Here is a 19,387-nt window from a genome sequence, read left to right on the forward strand (position 1 = left end):
GCTCATGCGGGCGGCGGCAACGCGCCGCCCGGATCGCAGCAAGCCTCAGCCGACGATGCCGATGAAATCGGCCTCGGTGATCAATTGCGCGCCGCTGCCGCTGACCCCTTGCAGGTGGATGCTGGCGCCGTGGTCGATGGTCACCAGCATGTCGGCGCCGAGGTCGGCGATGGTGACGCGGGCGGCGAAATCCGCCGCGTCGATGCCGAAAGCCGTCAGGTCGATCAGATCCTGGCCGCCGGCCGGATTGGCGTCGAAGCCGATGATGGTGTCGGCGCCGAAGCCGGGGCCGAACACGAACATGTCGTTGCCCGCGCCGCCGTTCAGCACATCATCGCCCAGGCCGCCGATGAGCACGTCATTGCCCCCGTCGCCGTTCAGCGTGTCGGCGCCGTCGCCGCCATTGAGGGTGTCGGCGCCGCCGCCGCCGCTCAGCACGTCATTGCCGCCGCCGCCGGTGATGACATTGGCGAGGCCGTTGCCGGTCGCGGCGAACGCGCCGGTGCCGGTGAAGCTCAGATTCTCCACATTCGCCGACAGGGTGTAGGCGCTGCTCGCCGTGAACACGCTATCCACGCCCGCATTGGCCGCCTCGGTAACGGTGTCGCCGGCATCGGCGTAGTAGGTGTCGTTGCCCGCGCCGCCGGCCAGCCTGTTGGCGTTCAGATTGCCCGCGAGCGTGTCGTCGCCGCTGCCGCCGGTGACGTTCTCGATATTGGCGATGGAGGCGAAGCCCGAGGCGGTGGCCGCCGCCAGATCGACGCCGACGGCCGCCGACGATCCGGCATAGTTCAGCGTGTCGCTGACGCCCAGCAGATCGGCGGTGACCGCTTCGACGCCGATGATCGAGCCATTCTCGAAGCTCGTTAGCGCGGTGCCGTCGAAGAACACGTTGAGCACGTCGTTGGCCGCCGTGCCGGTGATGTGCAGCGTATCGAAACCCGCGCCGCCATCGACGAGATCGGCGCCGTCGCCGAAGCCGTAATGGAAGACATCGTCGCCATCGTCGCCGAACATCAGGTCCGCCGCCGCCCCTCCGGTGATCGTGTCATTGCCGGTGCCGCCATGCAGGATGTCGGCCGCCGCGCCGCCTTCGATGCTGTCATTGCCGGCGCCGCCGTCGATGATGTCGAGGCCCGCGCCGCCGATCAGGTGGTCGGCGCCGGCCAGGCCGTTGATGATGTCATTGCCGCCGGCGCCGTCGATGGTGTCGGCGCCTTCGGTGCCGGTCAGCGTGTTGGCGGCATTGGTGCCGGTGAGGGTGATGCCGGGCAGGGGCGAGACCGCCGCCGTGGCGCCGCTCGCCGCGCTGTCGGCGAAGCCCTGGCCGTCCGTGTAGGCCGCCGAGACCGAGATCGCATGACCGACATCATCGGCGCCCAGCAGCAGGGTCGAGCCCGTTGCGCCGCCGATGGCGACGCCGTCGCGCAGCCATTGGTAGCTGGCCGCGCCGCCCGCCCCGTCCGGATCGGCGCCGAGCACCGCCGACAAGGTTTGCCCCTGCGCGGCGGTCCCCGCGATGGTCAGCGCCGCCGCGCCGTCATCGACCGCCGCCACGCTGAGCGAGACGGTCTTGGCCGTGCTATCGAGCGCGCCGTCATTGACGACATAGGAGAAGCTTGCCGCACCGGCGAAATTGGCCGCCGGGGTGAAGATGTAGGTGCCGGTCGCCGGATCGATGCTGACCGTGCCGTGGGCGGCGCTGTCGGGCACCAGCTTGAAGGTCAGCGCATCGCCATTGATGTCGGCGCCGGGCAGCAGCACGCCGGTGATGGGCGTATCCTCCGTCCCACTATTGGCTTCCGGCGTCGCCGACACTGTCGGTGCGGTGTTCAAGGGCGTGACCGCCCCGGTCGGCGCGCTGGTGACGGCTTCGGCAAAACCCTGGCCGTCGACATAGGTCGCCTTGGCGGCGATGACGTGGCCGACATCGCCCGCGCCGAGCGTGAAGCTCGTGCCATGCGCGCCCTGGATGACGGCGCCGTCGCGCAGCCATTGGAACACCGGCGTGGTGCCGGGGCCGTCCGGGTCGGGGCCGAGGATCGCGGTCAGCGTCTGGCCCTCCGAGGCGGTGCCGGCGAGGGTCAGCGCGGCATGGCCGTCATTGGTGGGCAGCACGTTGATGATGAAATTATCGGTGACGGAGAGGCCGCCGGCATCGGTGACCTTGACCCGCACATCGATCGGCCCGGCGAAATTGGCGGGCGGCGTGCCGGTGACGCGGGCGCCGGTGACGAGGCCGGTCGCGTCGGTCAGCACGGTGAAGGTGAGGCCCATCGTCGAGAGCGGGTCGCCATTGGCGAGGGTCGCGGTGTAGACGAGCTGGTTGGCGGGCGTCAGGTCATCGGTGAAGGTCGTCAGCAGCGACAGGAAGATGCCGGGCCGCGTCGCCGTCCCGAGCGGGGCGTCCTCATGGCCGGTGGTGTCGGGCAGGCCGGGCTGGGCGACCTGGCCCACCACGGTCGGCGCGTGGTTGACGACGGGGTTGGTGACCAGCAGCGCGGTCGGCGGCGAGACGATGGTCTCCTTGACGCCGAGCCCGTCGATGAAGCTGGCGACGACCCGCAGCGGCGTCCCGACGAGGGCGTCGGTCGGGGTGAAGGTGAGGCCGTTGGCGCCCTGGATCGAGATCCAGGTGGGCGGATTGCCGCCGACGCCGAGCTGTTCCTGATATTGCCACTGGATGGTCAGCTCGTTGACGGGGATGTCGATGCGCTCGAATCCGGCCGTGGCGGGATCGAGCACGCCGTTGACGCGCACGCCTTCGAAATCGTTGATCGCCGCCTGGAAGGTCAGCGTGTCGCCGACCGTGACCGCTCCGCCCGCCCCCACCGGGGCGCCATTGTCGAACAGGGTGATGGTGCCCTCGGCGACGAAGTCCGGCAGGTTGAAGTTGAACGGGTTGTCCAAGGTCACATCGGCGAATTGCAGGCGCTCGATATTATAGAGCGTGTCGATGCCGTCATTGGTGACCGCCGCCGCGCCGCCCCCCGCGCCGCCGCCGCCCGCCACCGGCACATGGGTGACGCGGAGTGCGACATTGCCGTCGCTGCCGAAGATCAGCTCGCCGGTATTCGGGTCGGTCGCCAACTCGATCAGATAGTTCGCCGAAACGTCGGAGAACACGGCGGTGTCGATGTCGCCCGCCGTCAGCGCCGCGCCAGTTTCGGGATCGAAGGTCGGGCGCACCGCCTGATCGTAGAGGATTTCGCGGACGATCTGCGCCCCGGCATGGGCGCCGCCGAGCAGTTCCACATGCAGGCGGGCGTCGCCGTCGATGATGTCGTTGCCGCCGCGCCCCTCGATGAAGTCGCTGCCGCCGCCCCCGAACAGGATGTTGCCGTCCGAGAAGGAGACCGGGCCCTCGGGGAAGTAATCGGCGAGGCCGGTGATCAGATTGACGTTGTTGAGGACGTTGAACGGATCGGCGAGGGCATTGTTGGTGCCCTGGATGATGTCGTCGAAGCGCGAGCCGCTCGCCGCCTCGGTCTCGACGAAGACGTCGCGGATGGCGTCGCCCCCCGGCGCGCCCGGCTGGGCGATGAATTCGCGCAAGGTCATGTCGATGCTGACGCCTTGCGTCTCGTTTTCCCAGGAGGCCCAGTCGAAGCCGAGCCGGCCCTCGAACTTGTCGAAGCCACCGAGGCCGAGCATGATGTCGTCGCCGCTAAAACCCTGCATGCGGTCGCCCTGCGCGCCGCCGTCCAGCACGTCATTGCCCTGGATCAGCGGCACCTGGCCGGTGGGCGCGCCCTGGTCGCCGACCAGCAGGTCGCCGCCATTGCCGCCCGCCACCCAGTCATCGCCCTCATTGCCCTCCAGCTCGTCGTCGCCGTCGCCGCCGAAGATGATGTCGTTGCCGAGGCCGCCGAGCGCGTTGTCGAGCCCGGCCGGGCCGGAGAGGCCGGTATCAATGAAATCGTCGCCGTCGCCGCCGAAAATGATGTCATCGCCGATGCCGGCGTAGATGGTGTCGTTGCCGGCATCGCCGTGGATAGTGTCGTCGCCGGCGCTGTCGCTGATGGTGTCGTTGCCGGTGCCGCCATAGAGGAAGTCGTTGCCGTTGCCGCCGTCCAGCCAGTCGTTGCCGCCATCGCCCCAGACGGTGTCGTCATCGGCCTGGCCGGACAGCAGGCGGTCATCGCCCTCGGTGCCGCCGAGCACGATGGTGTTGCCGAAGAAATTGTCGTCGCCGATGAAATGCACGGTGCCGTCGGCCAGTTTCTCCACCAGCAGCGCGCCGGTGACGGGGTTGCGCAGCCAGGTCGCGGGATCGTCGGTGACGGCGCCCGCCTCGACCGTATATTCCGGCGTCAGGAAGATGCTGGCGGGCAGATGCTTGGCGCCGGTATTGGCCTGGATCAACTCGGCGAAGGAATTGGCCTCGATCTCGCTGCCGAAATGGGTGCCCTCAAGCCGCGGCAGGTAATAGAGCCGGTCGCCGTCCTGCAGGCTCTCCATCTGGGTTTCGAAGATGAAATTGAAGGTCGAGCCGAGCAGGCCGCCGAACAGGTTCTGCTTCTCGGCAAGGCCGCCGATCCACAGATCGACCGTATCCAGGCCGGTGATCGAGCCTGTGCTCCATTCGGCGTGGACGGCGAGCGGGTTGTCCAGATCGTTCGCATAGGCCCCGAGGCTATGCATGAAGTCATAGGCGTCCTGGCTGAATGCGGGATTGGCGTGGGTCGGATCGCTCGGGTCGAGCAATTGCGAATGCAGGATGAGGTCGAGCGCCGCCGCCCGCTTCTCTTCCAGCGTCGTCGCCGAGGTGATCGAGGAATGGGTGCCATAGGCGGCGATGAAATTGACGATCGAGGCGTCGTGCTTGAGAAACTGCCGGAATTCGTCCCAATTCTCGTAGGGCTTGAGCGTCGTGTCGTGGGTCTGGCTGTAGATCTCGTTGCGCAGGAGATTGAGCGGGGCGACGCCCGTGTCGCGGCCGCGCGCGATATTGAGGGCGGCAAGGTCAAGCGGCAGGCCGAGCAGATTGTTGCGCAGCGCGCCGGTGACGAATTCGTCGATCTCGGAGCCGACCTGATGCGTGGTGCCCTGCACGATCTCCGCCGTCATGTCGGCGCCGCCGGAGGCGAAGAGCAGCGGGTTGGTGAAGGCCTGGATCAGCCCGGCATTGGTGACGATGGGCTGGCCGTTGGCGTCGAGCTTCGGGGTGCCGTCCGGATTGAGCTCGAAAATCGGCACGTTCTCGTCGAGCATGGAATGGCCGAAGCGGTAGACCGCATTGGCGAATTCCGAGACGATGGCCGCGTCGAGATGGATGTCGGTATTGCCGAAGACGTGCACGGTCGGCGCGATCTTCCGCGCGAATTCCTCAAAGACCAGATGCTGATATTGCGTCTCGGTGCCGAATTTGGCGACCTGGAACAGCCGCTCGCCGTTCCACTCATTGTCCTGGATGCCGTCGGCCAGATTGGCGCCGGGCAGCACCCAGTTCAGCGCGAAGGAAACATCGCCATTGGCGAGCTCGGTCTGGATCAGGTCCTTCACCTGCTCGATCAGCCGGTTGTGCTCGTCATGGAAGATGGTGTGGACGGCAGTCAGCGCGATGTTCTCGTTCGCCCGCCCGTCGCCCGCGACGTAATGGGCGTCGAGCAGTTCATTGTCGTAGAAGCCGGCGGCGGGCGTGTTGCCGGCGACGCTGTCATCGTCGGCCTGCAAGGCGGCGCCGGTCTGCTCGTTGAAGGGCAGGGCGAAATGGGCGGTGTCGTCGATGAAGGCGTGGCCGGTATAAACCACATGCGCGTCCGGATCGTTCGGATCGGGATGGGTAAGGTCGAGCCCTTCGGCGGTCCCTTCGACGAGCGTGGTCGAGCCGTCAGCGTGCTGCACGACGACCTGCGCGTAGCCATTCGCTCCGGGGATGAAATTGCCGTAGGCGTCCGTCGCCAGCAGCGGCACGTCGCGGCTGTTGTAGTCGGTGAGGATGATGCCGAGTTTCAGCGCATTGGCCTTCAGGTCGGCCCAGGTGGCCATGCCGCTATTGTCGTCGGCGGTGCCGTCGATATTGTCGGGGCCGGCGGCGTGCTGCAGCAGCTTGCCGCTCGAATGCAGATTGCCGTCCGAGCCGGTCATGTACTCGCGCAGGAAGACCTGATGCGAGGGATGCGAGGAGTAGGTCTGGTTCTGGTCGACGAAAGGCGTCGTGGTGTTGAGGTTCTGGTGGATGTCGTCGGCGGTGCCGGTGATGCCGTCGGCGCCGGGCAGCACGGCGATGTCGGTGGCGCGCGTCAGCACCATGAAATTGTTCGGGCTGCCCTCGACATAGAGCGGGTCGTCCGGCAAGAGCGGGATGAACACCGTGCCGTTGCCGCCCTTGGCGATGGAATCGAGGCCGTGGTCGAAGAACTGGCCGAAGAAGGTGGTCCAGGCATTGAATGGCGCGGACAGGCCCGCATCCGGCGTAATGTTGCCGATGAACAGGTTGGAGCCATCGGCGGGCAGCACGTCGTCGGCGGTGCCGTAGACGCCATCGGCGCCGGGCATGGTCAGGCCGGTCGGGTTGGTGGGGAGGACGGTGTAGCCGTCGCCGAGCTGGGCGCCGAAATGCTGCGCCGCCTCGACGGCGGCCGGATTGTTCGAGCTGAGGTCCGAGATCAGGTTCGAGATCGTGCGCGGTGCGGTATCGACGACGATGTCGCCGGGTTCCGTGCTGGCATAGGACGTCGTCATCGTATCACCGGCGACGCCCGGATTGGGGTCGAAGATGGTGCCGTCGATATTGACCTGCACGGTCTGGAAATATTGCGTGGTCTGGGTCGGGAAGGGCTGGTCGGCGGAGCCGTAATCGCTCTGGCCGGGAACGGCGTTGTTGTCGGTGCCGGCGACTTCGCGCAGTCCGAAGGGCAGATGGGGGTTGACCGGCGGCTGCCCGGACTCGGCCTGCAGGATTTGCGTCAATACGAATTGCAGATCGGACTTGTTAAACGCGACCATTTTTCCCCCCAACAGGATTTGCGGTCATGCGCGACCACTCGCCAATCGCGCCCGTCCACGGCGAGGTCTGAGACCTGGTCCGAAGCCGTGCCCGACTTTGGCCAAAAATGACGCAATCGGAGCGTCGGCAAAACCGATCAATGTCCCAATGGCGGGTCTGACTGAGGTCCCTGAAGGTACTTCGGTACCAGGATAAAACGTGCGGGGTCAGCCGCCGGATAGATCAGGCGGGCGCTTGATTTTCCGATCGGACCAAAGTCGGACAGATGGATTTTGGGCGGGCACAAATGGCGAAGATAAAATGCAAGGATGCCATCCCAAGCGCACCCCTCGCCGTCGTCCCGGACGCCGCGCAGCGGCGAGCCGGGACCCAATCATCTGCCCGCGAATGCTGCGGCAAGAGGTGAGGCGAGTGGGCCCCGGCTCTGACGGCCGGGGCGACGGGATTAGGGGTTTTGCGAAGCCCTATCCGGCCTTAAATGCGCAGGTTCGGCGTCCGGTCGGCGGCGCCTGCGCTGGCGAGCTTGCCCGGCTCCTGGCCCTGATATTGGACGGCGATCATGAGGCTCATCAGCGCGAAGCCGATGATGTCCGTGGTCAGCTCGGGCGCGACCAGCAGCAGCGCGGCGATGATCGCGATGGCCCGCTGCCAATAGGGCATCGGCGTCAGCAGATAACCGTGCAGCCCCGCCGCCAGCATCCCGATGCCGATGCAGGAGACCAGGAAGCGCCAGACGATATTGGGCCAGTCGCCGATCATCAGCAGGGCAGGCTCGTAGACGAACATGAAGGGCACGACGAAGCCCGCCGCGCCGATCTTCACCGCCGCCCAGCCGGTGCGCCACAGGTTGGATTTCGCCAGCCCAGAGGCGGCATAGACCGCGAGCGCGACCGGCGGCGTGATGGCCGAGAGGATGGCGAAGTAGAAGGCGAACATATGCGCGGCGGGCCGGACCACGCCGAGCTTTACTAGCGCGGGCACCAGGAGCGACACCATGATGATATAGGCCGGCGTCGTCGGCATGCCCATGCCGAGCACGATGCCGGCGGCCATGGTCATCACCAGCGCCACGATCAGCGTGTCCTGCGACAGCCCGACCACCCATTGCGAGAAGGTGATGCCGAGCCCGGTCAGGATGACGATGCCGATGATGATGCCGGCGCAGGCGCAGGCGAGGGCCACCGGCAGCGTGTTGCGCGCGCCGTCGATCAGCGCGTCGACGATGGGGCGGCCTTCAATCTTGAGCAGGATGATGGTGTCGCGGACGCGCCAGAGCCAGAGCGCGATCAGACCGGTGAACAGCGCCGCTTCGGCGAGCGGCGGGAGGCCGAACAGCGCCGGGATCAGCGCCGGAACGGACGAGACGGCCGGCAGCAGGATCAGCGCGGGCACGATGACCAACACCACCGGCCCGAACCACGCCACCGGGAAGCAGAGCAGTGTGCCGGTCAGCGCTGCGAGCGGGGCGCTATAGCCGGAATACATCACGAACAGGATCGACAGCACCGGGATGAACAGATGGCCGCGCGCGGCCATGGTCGTGCCGAGCCGGGGGAGTTCGGAGCGCGGCACGCCGAGCAGCCCCTGGCGCTTGGCCTCGAAATGCACCGCCGCGAAACAGGCGATGTAATAGAGGATGGCCGGGATGGTCGCCCAGATCACCACCTGCGCGTAGCTGACACCCTGGAACTCGGCCATGACGAAGGCGGCGGCGCCCATGATCGGCGGCATGATCTGGCCGCCGGTCGAGGCGACGGCTTCGACGGCGGCGGCGAAATGCGGCTTGAAGCCGGTGCGCTTCATCAGCGGGATCGAGATCGGCCCGTCCACCATCACATTGGCGACGGCGGAGCCCGAGATCGTGCCGAACAGCGAGGACGAGACGACCGACACCTTGCCGGGGCCGCCCGCCGTGTGTCCGGTCAGCGCCATGGCGAAATCCATGAATAATTGCCCGGTGCCCGTGCGTTCCATGAACGCGCCGAACAATACGAAGATCATCACATAGGAGGCTGAGACCGCCAGAGGCTGGCCGAAAATGCCCTCGGTGGAGAGGTAGAGCTGATCGATGAAGCGATCCGCCTCGATATGCGTGCCGAGCGCGGCGTAAGCCATGAAGGCGATGGCGGTGAGCGGCAAAGCGGGGCCGAGCACCCGTCGCGTCGCCTCCAGCACCAGCAGGATCAGCGTGACGCTGAGCACCTTGTCGGCGGCAGCCATGTCGTCGACATAGATGATGCGGTTAATGATGTAGTCGTAATAGACGAAGATATAGCCGACCGCGACGATGCTCGCCGCCACCAGCGCATAGTCGAGAAGCGTTGCGTCCCGCGTCTTGCGCTCGAGCGCGGCGCGCTCCTCGGGCAGCAGCATCGCCAACTCGTTGTCGGTCGCCGATTTCAGGCGGAACCACAGGAAGCTCAGCACCAGCGCGAACAGCAGATGGATGCCGCGGAAGATGTAATCCGTCGGCGGCCCGCGAAACACCTCGCGCAGCGAGGGCGAGATGAAATCCATCGGCGGGATGATGACGCAGATGTGGTAGAGCGCCATGGCGAGGGCGACGGCGGCCGCCAGCCTGCGCGAAAAATCCTGCGTCGGCACGCGAAAATTCATCGATGCGTTTCCTGCCCCAGATCGGAAAGACCGGGGGCGGCTCGGCGTCCGCCCCTCATTGGTGATTTGCCGGTTCAGTTCACCGAAATGCCCTGTTCCTTGTACCATCTGGCCGCGCCGGCATGGAACGGCACGCCGATATCCTGGGACATGATCTGCGGCGTGAGCTGGCCGATCTCCTTATAGACGGCGGCCATCGCGTCCTTGCTCGGCATGAAGGCGGCCGTCATCTTGTAGATCATCTCTTCCGGCAGCGAGCAGGCGGCGATGATGTGGGTGTAATAGCCGATCACCTGCACATCCTTGTCCTGCTTGGGGTAGGTGCCCTGCGGGACGGTGACCAGCTTGTAGGCGGGGTTGAGCTTCTTCATGTCCTCGTAGATGGCGGCCATGTCGAGCAGGCGGATGTCGCGCGCCGAGGCCAGGTCCATGATCGAGGAGGCCGGGATGGCGGTGCCGAGCGCGAAAATGTGCACCCGGTTGTCCTTCATCTGCTCGACGCTGTCCGTATAGCTGTTGGTGAAGCTGGCCTTGACGTCGTTATAGGTGAGGCCCGAGACCTTCAGCACATGGCGGGAGATCAGCTCGCCGGTATTGCCCTTGACCTGGGTGGCGAAGCCCTTCCCCTTCATGTCCTTGAGCGTCGCCACGCCGGAATCGGCATTGGCGACCATCTGGAAATATTGCGGATAGAGCGTCGCGACGTTGCAGACCTTGGAGTGTTTTTTGTCGAGTGGCGGCTCGCCCGTCCCGGCGACGGCGTCGGCCGTGCTGATGGTGTTGGCGAAGCCGACATCGGCCTTGCCTTCCTCGATGCCGCGCACATTGGCGATGCCGGCGCCCGGCGTTGCCTGCACCTTGAGGTCGGGGATGGATTTCTCCCAAATATCCTTGAGCTGGCCGCCCAGCGGCACCCAGATGCCGGCCTGAGGACCCGTCATCAAGCGGATCTCGGCAGCCTCGGCGGTGCTCGTCAGCACCATGGCAGCAGCCACGCCTAATAAGACGTTGCGCATACTTAATCCTCCCATATTGTTTTCAATCTTGCTCTGATTGTATTTTTTGATTGTAACCCGCAGCGGTCGAACAAGCCAGCTTGTCGCATCCGTTCGCGTGAAAAGGCGGGGGCGGCAATGTTCAGGTTCCGGGCCGTAGAACCGTGGAAGAATCGTGAATACCGAGGGCGAACATGAGTAAAGAGCTCGTCGGCAAAAGCAAATTCTTGAGCTATGTCTTGCGCCACGCGCCGGAGAGTATCGGGCTCAAACTCGATGAGAATGGCTGGGTTGGCGTCGACGATCTGCTGGCGAAAAGCGCGGCAGCCGGAAGGCCGATCGACCGAGCAACGCTCGAGGAGATCGTCGCAACCAGCGACAGCGCTTCACCCTGTCGCCGGATGGGGCGCGAATCCGGGCGGCGCAGGGGCATTCGGTCTCCGTCGCGCTCGGCGTCGAGGCAGTCGAGCCACCGGAGTGGCTCTATCACGGCACGGCGACGCGCTTTCTGGATTTAATTCGGGCCGAGGGCCTGAAGCCGGGCAGCCGCCAGCAGGTGCATCTTTCGGCGGATGACGTGACGGCGACAGCGGTCGGCCAGCGGCATGGCAAGCCGGTCGTACTCCGCATCGCGGCGGGCGAAATGCACCGGCGGGGTCACCCCTTCTACCGCGCCGATAACGGCGTTTGGCTCACCGATCACCTGCCGCCGGAGTTTCTGACGGAATTGGCGCAGGGCGATCTTTCGCCAGCCAGTCGCAAAAGGCTCTGATGCGCGCGTCGTTCCGCATCGGGTCGCGCACATAGGCGCAATAGGAGCGGGCAGGCAGGACGAGATCGGGAAAGGGCGTCACCAGCCGCCCCGCCGCAAGATCGGCGCCGATCAGCGCGCTCGGTCCCATCGCAACGCCGAGGCCGCCCGCCGCCGCTTCGACCGCCAGATAGAAATGATCGAGCACCAGATTGCCCGCCGCTTCGAGGCCGGGGACGCCGGCATGGGTCAGCCACTCATCCCACAGCCGCGCCATGTTGGAGCTGTGCAGCAGCGTATGCGCGCGCAGGTCGGACGGGGCCGCCAGCGGCAGGTTTTCGAGCAGCGCCGGATGGCAGACGGGCTGGCGCGTCTCCGTCAGGAAGACGCGCGTCTGGTAGCCGTGGATGGTGTCCGGACCGCCGCGAATGACGATATCAGCCGCTTCGCCCGCCAGATCGACCGCGTCGTTGGAGGTGGTCAGCGCCACGTCGATCTCGGGATGGGCATGCCGGAAATCGGCGAGGCGCGGCAGCAGCCAGCGCACGGTGAAGGTCGCCAGCGCATTGACATGCAGCGATTTGCGGCGGCGGCGCTTGCGGGCGTCGTCCGTGGCGCGGGCGATGCGCTGAAAGGCCGGCGCGATCTCGGCCAGATAGGATTGGCCGAGTTCGGTCAGCACCACGCGCCGGTTGTGGCGCAGGAAGAGCGGCGCGCCGAGCCAGTCCTCCAGCAGCCGGATGTGGCGGCTGATGGCGCCATGGGTGACGCTCGCCTCGGTGGCGGCGGCTTTCAGACTGCCGAGCCGGGCCGCCGCCTCGAAGGCGCGCAGGGCGTTGAGAGGCGGGATGGCTTGCGTCATCTGTCAGTTTTCCGCACAAAATCCGGCAGATTATAGCCTTGATGCGGCTCCGATCTCCAGGGAAACTGACGTGAAGCATGGCAGAAGCGAGGTGGAGATGGCAACGGAGCAGATCGAATTGGCGGCCGCCACGGGACCTACGCCGAAAAAGGTGCTCGCCGTCACCTGCGGCAACCACGCGGTGCATGACGGCTATTCCGACACGCTCTATCTGCTGCTGCCGCTCTGGCAGGCCGAATTCCAGCTCAGCTATGGCGCGGTCGGCGTGTTGCGCGCGCTCTATTCCGCCGCCATGGCCGGACTGCAAGTCCCCGCGTCGAGCCTTGCCGCTCAATACAGCCCGGTGGCGCTGCTGGCTGCCGGCACCGCGATTTCCGGCCTCTGCTACATGCTCGCGGGCGCGAGCGCCGGGCTGACCATGCTGGTCATCAGCCTGCTGCTCGGCGGTATCGGCGCGAGCACGCAGCACCCGCTCGGCTCCGACCTCGTCGCCTCGGCCTTCCCCGGCGCGTCAGCCCGCGCGGCGCTCGGCACGTATAATTTCGCCGGCGACATCGGCAAGATGGCGTTTCCGGCCGGCGCCTCGCTGCTGCTGTTGTTCCTGTCCTGGCGGCAGACGGCGATGGTCGTCGGCGGCATCGGCATCGCGGCGGCTGTCGCGGTGCTGCTGGTGCTGGCGCACGCCCATCCGCGCCATCAGCCCGCCGCCGAGAGTCCGGCCGAGACCGGCGACAACCCGCCACTGTCCGCCATGAAGGGATTTCGCACCCTGCTCGGCGTCGGCATCGCGGACAGCTCGACCCGCATGGGTTTCATGACCTTCCTGCCCTTCCTGCTCGCCGCCAAGGGCGCGCCGCCCACCATCACCGGGCTCGCGCTGACGCTGACCTTCGCCGGCGGCGCCTTCGGCAAGCTCGCCTGCGGCCTGATCGGGGCAAGGCTCGGCGTCACGCGCACCATCATCGCGACCAAAGCCGCGACCGCCGCGCTGGTCGCCACCGTGCTCGTGCTGCCGGTGACCGGGATCCTGGTGGTGTTGCCGCTGCTGGGGACGATGCTCAACGGCACCTCCTCGGTGGTCTATGGCAGCGTGCCCGATTTCTGCACGCCGGCCGCCAGGGGGCGCGCATTCGGCGTCTTCTACACGGCGACCATCGGCGCGGGGGCGATCGCCCCGATCCTGTTCGGCGCGCTCACCGACCATATCGGCATCATTTCCATGATGCTCTGCATCGCCCTCACCGCTTTGGTGACGCTGCCGCTCGCCATCATGCTTCCCGCAACGCCCGATCCGGCGGTTTGAGCGCAAAGCGCCGGGCGGAGTGGATCGGGGTCGGGAGATTGGGGCGCGCCGCGCCGCCGGGATTGGCTCGGCTGGGACCGGCGCCTGTGCCGGACGGGCATGGCCGGACGATGCGGGGCCTGGACCGGGCGGGCTGTTCGCTGCCAGCGCCCGGGCGGACGGTCGCGCGTTGCGCGATGGCGCCTAGCCAAGCCTGCGGACCGGGCCGGAGAACACTCCGCCTTTCGCTGCGCTCATTGGATGCCGAAGCGCAATTTGGCGTCGTCGAGCAGTTTTAGGCAGGCGGTGTCCTCGCCTTTGGAATCGAGATCGCGCGCTTTCGCCAAGGTCGCGGCGACGCCGGTCTCCGCCGCCTTGGTCGCCTGCTCGACCGATTCCGGCGTCGGCTGATGGTGCAATTGCGCGCCGATCGTCTGCTTGCCGCTCGGCACGCTGTCCATATAGCGGGTGGAGTCTTCGAAATGCGCGATCTCAGGCGTGCAGAGACCGGCCTGGACGGCCGGGGACGCCAGGATGAGCAGGCCGCAGGCCGTCAAGGACGTGAGGAGGGGCCGCGCCGGGCGCATTCGCCGGGCGGGAGAGGCCTTGTTGTCGTTGCTTGTGAACATGGAGCGTGCTCCTTCTGGGTCGGAGTGTCATGATCGCCGCTGAAGACAGTGATCATGGAGCCGTTACCGCACCGTAAAGCCCGCCTCCCGAATTGTTCCGGCCGAGGGAAACGAGCCGAATCCGGCCAGGAGAGGCCGCTTGCCTTGGCCGCGCGCTTCCGATTCAATGCCCGCGCGGGGGCAGGAAGGCGAACATCATGCAAACGCTGACGGGCGCGCGCTTGTTGCATCGGACGGGTTGCGGCGTCGAAATCGGCCTGGATCGCGGTTTCCGGCTGTGGCTGTTCGTGCTGGAGGAGCGGCTTGCGCGGATGGTCATTACCCGGCCGGCGGGCTTGCGCATGGCGCGGAGCTGGTCGCTGTCGCCGGAGCTTGCCGGCCCGCCGGGCGACGACGCCATCGCGGGGCGCGACCGGCTGGACCTGAGCGGCTTTCCGGGCGCGGAATTCGCTATTGCCGAGACCGCCGAGGCCATTCGTGTCGAGTCGCGGCATCTCCAGATCGACATAAGCCGCGCGCCGCTCGGGCTCTCCTGGTCATTCTGCGATGCCGCCGGCGAGCCGTTCCGCGCCGTGCTCGAAGACCGTGGGACCCAGCCCTACCGCTTCGCCCGCCCTGGCCCGCAATTCGTCCACGCCTTGAAGCGCGATGCCGCCGAGCGCTATTACGGTTTTGGCGAAAAGACCGGCAATGCCGACAAGCACGGCCGCCGCCTGCGCATGGGCACCACCGACGCGCTCGGCTATGACGCGGAAAGCTCCGACCCGCTCTATAAGCACATCCCGTTCTATATCACCGTGCGGCCCGACCTTGGCGGCGCGGCGGCCGGGCTGTTCTACGACAATCTGGCGCGCGCCGCCTTCGATCTCGGCCAGGAAATCGACGCCTATCACGGGCCTTACCGCGCATTCGAAGCCGAGGACGGCGACCTCGACCTCTATGTGATCTTCGGCCCCGCCATCCGGGACGTGGTCGCCCGCTTCACCGCGTTGACCGGGCGCGCCGCCTTCGCGCCGCGCTGGAGCCTCGGCTATTCCGGCTCGACCATGCAATATACCGACGCGCCGGACGCGACCGCCCGCCTCGACGGCTTCCTCGACCTGATCGCCGAACACGGAATTTCCTGTGGCTCCTTCCACATGTCGTCCGGCTATACGCTGATCGTCGACAAGCGCTACGTCTTCACCTGGGACCGCGCCCGCTTTCCCGACCCGAAGGCGCTCGCCCGGCGTTTCGCCGATGCCGGTGTCCGGCTGATCGCCAACATCAAGCCGGCCATGCTGCTCGACCATCCGCGTTTCGCAGAAGTCGAGGCGTTCCAGGGTTTTGTCCACGACGGCGACGACCCGGCGCGTCCGCATCTGGCGCAATTCTGGGGCGGCGAGGCGGCCTATCTCGATTTCACCAATCCGCTGACGTCGCAATGGTGGTCGCGCCAAGTCGGCGAGCAGTTGCTTGATAACGGTATTACCGCGACCTGGAACGACAATAATGAGTTCGAGATCCGCGACGACGAGGCCGGGGCTCATGCCGGGCCGATGGCCTGCCTGCGCCCGGTGCAAACCGCGCTGATGCTGCGCGCCTCCCGCGCCGCCCAGATCGCCCACGCGCCGGGGAAGCGCCCTTTCCTAGTCTCGCGCTCGGGCGGGCCGGGCTTGCAACGCTACGCCCAGACCTGGACCGGCGATAACCGCACCGACTGGAAGACGCTGCGCTATAATCTGCGCATGGGGCATGGGCTGAGCCTGTCCGGGCTGTTCAATTTCGGCCATGACGTGGGTGGTTTCGCCGGACGCAGACCGGAGCCGGAGCTGTTCATGCGCTGGATCGAGCAGGGCATTTTCTGGCCGCGCTTTTCCATCCATTCCTGGAACGACGACGGCAGCGCCAGCGAGCCGTGGATGTATCCCGAATTGCTGCCGATGATCCGCGCCGCCTTCGCCTGGCGCGAACGGCTGGTGCCGTATCTCTACACGCTGCTCTGGCGCGCCCATGCGCATCACGAACCGATCCTGCGGCCGCTCTTCTACGATTTCCCCGCCGCGCCGGAATCCTATGCCGAGGAGGACAGTTTTATGGTCGGGCCCGATGTTGTGGTCGCCCCGGTGCTGGAGCCGGGCACGACGCGGCGGCGCCTGTGGCTGCCGGATGCTGCGGGCGGCTGGTTCGATCTGCGGGATGGCACTCCGTATCCGGGCGGCGGATGGATCGAGACCGAGGCCCCGCTCGGCGCGGCTCCGGCCTTCGTCCGCGCGGGCGCGATCCTGCCGCTCGGCCCGTCGCGATCCTGGGCGGATGGCCCGCTGACGCTGCGCTTATATCCGGGCGATCCCGCCGCCACGACGATCTACGACGATGACGGCGAGAGCCATGTCGACTGGCGATCGCCGCCCTGCCTGATCGAGGCCGAGGCGCGCTGGTCCGGCGGCGCGCCCTTGCTGAGCATCCGCCGCTCAGGCCCGCACGAGCCGCGCTGGTCCGAAATCCGCTTCGAGGATGCGGCGGGGCAGGGGGTAGAGGCGAGCGTCAATGGCGCGCCTCCTGCATCCGCCGTTCCCTTCGATGCCATCGGCCCGGCATAAGCGCCGGGCCGTCCGCTACTGCATCGCCTTCAAAAACCGGTCATCGACCGTCTTCGTCAGATCGATCGCCGCCGCGTTGAATTCCGGATCGGTCTTCACGACGAGGTCGAGCGCGTTCTTCATGCCCTCCGGCGTGATGACGCCGGTCAGCGAATAGGTCTCGCGCGTCGCCTTGATGGCGCTGATATAGAGCGCCTTGTCGCCGAGCCAGAATTCCTCCGGCACGGTGTCGGCGATCTGCTCGGGCGTGGCATCCTTCAGCCATTTCAGCGTCTTGCCGAAGGCGTTGGTCAGCGCCTGCACGGTTTTCGGGTTGGCGTCGATGAAGTCCTTCTTGAAATAGAGCACCGCCGCCGGGTTGGTGCCGCCGAACACCGCGACCGTGCCGTCCGTCGTGCGCGTATCGACCACGACCTTGATGGCGTCCATCGATTCCAGCTTCGAGATCACCGGATCGAGATGCGAGAGCGCGTCGATCTCGCCCTTCTGCATGGCCGCCACCGCCGACGCCCCGCCGCCGACGCCGATGAAGGAGGCATCGTCCGGCGTCAAGCCCGCCTTGACCATCAGATAGGTGACCAGCAGATGCGTCGAGGAGCCGGGCGCGGTGACGCCGATCTTCATGCCCTTGAGGTCGGCGGGAGACTTGAAGGCGGCGGCCTTCTCCTTGCGCACCGCCAGCACGACACCCGGATACCGGCCGAGCTCGATCACGGCGCGGATGTCCTGGCGCTTGGCCTGCATCCGGATGGTGTGCTCATAGGCGCCGGTGACGGCATCGACCGAGCCGCCGATCAGCGCCTGCAGCGATTTGGCGCCGCCGCCGAAATCGTTGATCTCGACGGTGAGCCCCTGCTCCTTGAAATAGCCGAGCCGTTCGGCAAGCGTCAGCGGCAGGTAGTAAAGCAGCGGCTTGCCGCCGACGCCGAGCGTGATGTTCGGCTTCTCGAGCGTCTGCGCGGATGCGAAGGCCAGCGGCGCGGCGAGGAAGGCGCAGGCGAGGAGCAGGCGTTGCAGGCGTTTCATGAGTCCTCCCAAGATTGTCTTTCTAGGGCTGTCCGGCGGTGCTTTGCGGGCGCCAGACCAGCAGCCGGTTTTCGATGCGGGTGACGGCCCAGTCCATGATCAGCACGAAGGCCGACAGGATGAACATGCCGGCGAAGACGCCGGTCGTGTCGAACACGCCCTCGGCCTGATGGATGAGATAGCCGAGCCCCGCCGCCGAGCCGAGATATTCGCCGACCACCGCCCCGACCAGCGCGAAGCCGACCGAGGTATGCAGCGAGGAAAACACCCAGGACAGCGCCGAGGGCCAGTAGACGTGCCGGAACAATTGCCGCTCGTTCATGCCGATCAGGCGCGCATTGGCGAGGATGGCCGGGCTGACTTCCTTGACGCCCTGATAGACGTTGAAGAAGACGATGAAGAACACCAGCGTGACGCCGAGCGCCACCTTCGACCAGATGCCGAGGCCGAGCCAGAGCATGAAGATCGGCGCCAGCACGACGCGGGGCAGGGCGTTGATCATCTTCACATAGGGGTCGAAGATGGCGGCGAGCAGCGGCTTCCGCGCGAACCAGAAGCCGACCGCGATGCCGCCCGCCGCGCCGATGGCGAAGGCGAGCGCGGTCTCGGTCAGCGTGATCCAGAGATGCTTCCAGATCGTGCCGGTGACGAAGAGCTTTATGATGCGCTGGCCGACATCGAGCGGCGTCGAGAAGAAGAATTCCGGCAGCAGATAGGTGCCGCCGATCGGCACTTGCGAGCCGATATGCCAGAAGGCGATGGCGCAGACGCCGACCAGGATCTGCAGGGCCAGCAGTTTCATGCCGCTGCGGGTCATCACACTCTCCCGCTGTCATAGGTTTTGATGACTTCAGCTTTAAGCTGCGCCCAGATCGCCTTATGCAGCGCGTGGAAGCGCGGATGCAGCCGGATGTCGGCGGCGTCGCGCGGGCGGGGCAGGTCGATGGGGTAGTCGCCGATGATGCTGGCCTCCGGACCCGCCGACATGATGACGACCCGGTCGGAGAGCGCGATGGCTTCTTCGAGGTCGTGGGTGACGAACAGGACCGCCTTGCGGTCGACGGCCCAGAGGTCCAGGAGCAGCGTGCCCATAATCTGGCGCGTCTGAGCATCGAGTGGGCCGAAGGGCTCGTCCATCAGGAGGATTTTCGGCTCGCGGATGAGCACCTGGGCAAGGCCGACGCGCTTGCGCTGGCCGCCCGAGAGCTGATGCGGATAGCGGTCGCCGAATTTGGCGAGTCCGACCGTGGTGAGCCATGCGAGCGCGGCGGCCTCCGCCTCCGCGCGAGGCGCGCCGCGGATTTCCAGCGTGATCGCGACATTGTCGAGCGCGCTTTTCCACGGCATCAGGCCATCCTGCTGGAAGAGATAGCCGGCCTTCAGGTTCAGCCCGGTAAGCGGCTCGCCGAAAATTTCGACCCGGCCCGTGGTCGGCTTGAGCAGTCCGGCGGCAACGTTCAGCAAGGTCGATTTCCCGCAGCCGGTCGGGCCGACAATGGCGACGAACTCCCCTTCCGCCACGGCGAGCGAGGTCGGCGCGACCGCCTTGTAGGTCGCATGACCGCCGATCGCGAAGTCGATGCTGATATCGGTCAGCGCAACGGCGCCGCCCGTCCGACCCGCAGCGTCCGCTGTGGGCATCGGTACTGCCATCCGGTTTCCTCCAAGGCGCGAGGCTTTTGTTTTTATTGC

Annotated in this window: 10 protein-coding genes and 1 pseudogene; 3 read left to right on the forward strand and 8 right to left on the reverse strand. The window is 66.5% G+C overall.

All coding sequences use genetic code 11. The annotated features are described in order from the left end of the window. Positions 1 to 45: 45 nt before the first annotated feature. The 3 genes from BLEFHOIH_RS01305 to BLEFHOIH_RS01315 form a co-directional block, all read right to left on the reverse strand. A complete protein-coding gene (locus BLEFHOIH_RS01305; RefSeq protein WP_088342699.1) occupies positions 46 to 6,951 on the reverse strand; it encodes a peroxidase family protein in 6,906 nt (2,301 codons plus the stop codon). A gap of 475 nt (positions 6,952 to 7,426) precedes the next feature. After that, a complete protein-coding gene (locus BLEFHOIH_RS01310) occupies positions 7,427 to 9,568 on the reverse strand; it encodes a TRAP transporter permease (protein ID WP_245296818.1) in 2,142 nt (713 codons plus the stop codon). A gap of 74 nt (positions 9,569 to 9,642) precedes the next feature. Continuing rightward, complete coding sequence (locus BLEFHOIH_RS01315; RefSeq protein WP_088342700.1) at positions 9,643 to 10,584, reverse strand: TAXI family TRAP transporter solute-binding subunit; 942 nt, start codon at positions 10,582 to 10,584, stop codon at positions 9,643 to 9,645. A 173-nt stretch (positions 10,585 to 10,757) separates the two neighbouring features. On the opposite strand from BLEFHOIH_RS01315, the pseudogene BLEFHOIH_RS01320 reads away from it, so the two are divergent. Continuing rightward, positions 10,758 to 11,335 (forward strand): annotated as a pseudogene (locus BLEFHOIH_RS01320) (RNA 2'-phosphotransferase). On the opposite strand, the gene gcvA reads toward BLEFHOIH_RS01320, so the two are convergent. Next, complete coding sequence (gene gcvA / locus BLEFHOIH_RS01325) at positions 11,256 to 12,176, reverse strand: transcriptional regulator GcvA (protein ID WP_088342701.1); 921 nt, start codon at positions 12,174 to 12,176, stop codon at positions 11,256 to 11,258. The pseudogene BLEFHOIH_RS01320 and the gene gcvA overlap by 80 nt on opposite strands. Positions 12,177 to 12,246: 70 nt before the next feature. Here gcvA and BLEFHOIH_RS01330 point away from each other — a divergent pair, with 70 nt between their 5' ends. Then, complete coding sequence (locus BLEFHOIH_RS01330) at positions 12,247 to 13,479, forward strand: MFS transporter (RefSeq protein WP_245296819.1); 1,233 nt, start codon at positions 12,247 to 12,249, stop codon at positions 13,477 to 13,479. 233 nt (positions 13,480 to 13,712) lie between these two features. Here BLEFHOIH_RS01330 and BLEFHOIH_RS01335 read toward each other — a convergent pair whose 3' ends face one another. Further along, positions 13,713 to 14,087: a hypothetical protein gene (locus BLEFHOIH_RS01335; RefSeq protein WP_125461536.1), complete on the reverse strand. Its 375-nt coding sequence runs from the start codon at positions 14,085 to 14,087 to the stop codon at positions 13,713 to 13,715. 197 nt (positions 14,088 to 14,284) lie between these two features. On the opposite strand from BLEFHOIH_RS01335, the gene BLEFHOIH_RS01340 reads away from it, so the two are divergent. Further along, positions 14,285 to 16,669: a glycoside hydrolase family 31 protein gene (locus BLEFHOIH_RS01340; protein ID WP_088342703.1), complete on the forward strand. Its 2,385-nt coding sequence runs from the start codon at positions 14,285 to 14,287 to the stop codon at positions 16,667 to 16,669. A gap of 15 nt (positions 16,670 to 16,684) precedes the next feature. On the opposite strand, the gene BLEFHOIH_RS01345 is transcribed toward BLEFHOIH_RS01340, so the two are convergent. From BLEFHOIH_RS01345 to BLEFHOIH_RS01355, 3 genes are read right to left on the reverse strand one after another with little or no spacing between them, the layout of a single operon-like run. Continuing rightward, the gene (locus BLEFHOIH_RS01345) at positions 16,685 to 17,695 is read right to left on the reverse strand and encodes an ABC transporter substrate-binding protein (RefSeq protein WP_088342704.1); all 1,011 of its coding nucleotides are present in this window, start codon (positions 17,693 to 17,695) and stop codon (positions 16,685 to 16,687) included. A 22-nt stretch (positions 17,696 to 17,717) separates the two neighbouring features. Further along, positions 17,718 to 18,512: an ABC transporter permease gene (locus BLEFHOIH_RS01350; protein ID WP_088342705.1), complete on the reverse strand. Its 795-nt coding sequence runs from the start codon at positions 18,510 to 18,512 to the stop codon at positions 17,718 to 17,720. Next, on the reverse strand, positions 18,512 to 19,336 hold the full coding sequence (locus tag BLEFHOIH_RS01355) for an ABC transporter ATP-binding protein (RefSeq protein ID WP_245296820.1): 825 nt from the start codon (positions 19,334 to 19,336) through the stop codon (positions 18,512 to 18,514). The genes BLEFHOIH_RS01350 and BLEFHOIH_RS01355 overlap by 1 nt, the downstream gene beginning before the upstream one ends. Positions 19,337 to 19,387 lie beyond the last annotated feature (51 nt).

Source organism: Rhodomicrobium sp. R_RK_3, assembly GCF_002198715.1.
Taxonomy (GTDB): domain Bacteria; phylum Pseudomonadota; class Alphaproteobacteria; order Rhizobiales; family Rhodomicrobiaceae; genus R-RK-3.

Excerpts from the sequence above, each read along its gene's own strand:
- BLEFHOIH_RS01305 (WP_088342699.1), bottom strand. The coding sequence starts at position 6,951 with ATGGTCGCGTTTAACAAGTCCGATCTGCAATTCGTATTGACGCAAATC.
- BLEFHOIH_RS01310 (WP_245296818.1), bottom strand. The coding sequence starts at position 9,568 with ATGAATTTTCGCGTGCCGACGCAGGATTTTTCGCGCAGGCTGGCGGCC.
- BLEFHOIH_RS01315 (WP_088342700.1), bottom strand. The coding sequence starts at position 10,584 with ATGCGCAACGTCTTATTAGGCGTGGCTGCTGCCATGGTGCTGACGAGC.
- gcvA (WP_088342701.1), bottom strand. The coding sequence starts at position 12,176 with ATGACGCAAGCCATCCCGCCTCTCAACGCCCTGCGCGCCTTCGAGGCG.
- BLEFHOIH_RS01335 (WP_125461536.1), bottom strand. The coding sequence starts at position 14,087 with ATGTTCACAAGCAACGACAACAAGGCCTCTCCCGCCCGGCGAATGCGC.
- BLEFHOIH_RS01340 (WP_088342703.1), top strand. The coding sequence starts at position 14,285 with ATGCAAACGCTGACGGGCGCGCGCTTGTTGCATCGGACGGGTTGCGGC.
- BLEFHOIH_RS01345 (WP_088342704.1), bottom strand. The coding sequence starts at position 17,695 with ATGAAACGCCTGCAACGCCTGCTCCTCGCCTGCGCCTTCCTCGCCGCG.
- BLEFHOIH_RS01350 (WP_088342705.1), bottom strand. The coding sequence starts at position 18,512 with ATGACCCGCAGCGGCATGAAACTGCTGGCCCTGCAGATCCTGGTCGGC.
- BLEFHOIH_RS01355 (WP_245296820.1), bottom strand. The coding sequence starts at position 19,336 with ATGCCCACAGCGGACGCTGCGGGTCGGACGGGCGGCGCCGTTGCGCTG.